The following is a 585-nucleotide window of genomic DNA, read 5'->3' as shown; positions in this document are numbered from 1 at the left end:
ATGTTTACAGGATGATATGTGGCGTAGGATGTGTATCGCTGCGCCTCATCTGTGCCGCCTGCGAGTATAGCAAGTTTGACTTAAATTTTCTTGTTAAGCTTAAGTCTAAGAAGGCACGATATTATGCAAAATAAGACTCAATACTTTAGATTGGCATAAAATAATTAATATTTAATATAAAGTAGTAAGGCAGCTGCTATTTATAAGAAGCAATCGGGCGCAAATCGATCAAACCAGCATGACGTTTGGCGACATTATCGATAAACTTTTGGGTAATTTGCTCATAACTCAATGCTGCTCCTATTTGCTGGTCTCGCTTTGCATCATTATTCATTGTCACAAAATCCGCTAATCGTAGCATTTGCATGCCAGCATAACCGCAAGGGTTAATCGCATTAAACGCTGACAAATCACAATCTAAATTAAGTGCAATGCCATGATAGCTAAAGCCATGTTTAATCTTAAAACCTAATGAGGCAATTTTACCTAACATAATAGTGTCTTCTACTGACGAGTCAGATTGTTTATCTATATCGCTATCATCATCAGTATCGCCATTGGACGTATGAGACATGTTGGCATATA

1 protein-coding gene is annotated in these 585 nt (G+C 37.4%); it reads right to left on the bottom strand.

The features are described 5' to 3' along the window. Window positions 1-196: 196 nt before the first annotated feature. On the bottom strand, window positions 197-585 hold a 389-nt coding region (locus tag ACS8FD_RS22925; protein ID WP_439277552.1), incomplete at its 5' end, for a lipoyl protein ligase domain-containing protein.

This window comes from Psychrobacter sp. 1U2 (assembly GCF_051847575.1).
The sequence above is the reverse complement of the archived record's forward strand: the minus strand, read 5'-3'. Positions and strand labels throughout refer to the sequence as shown.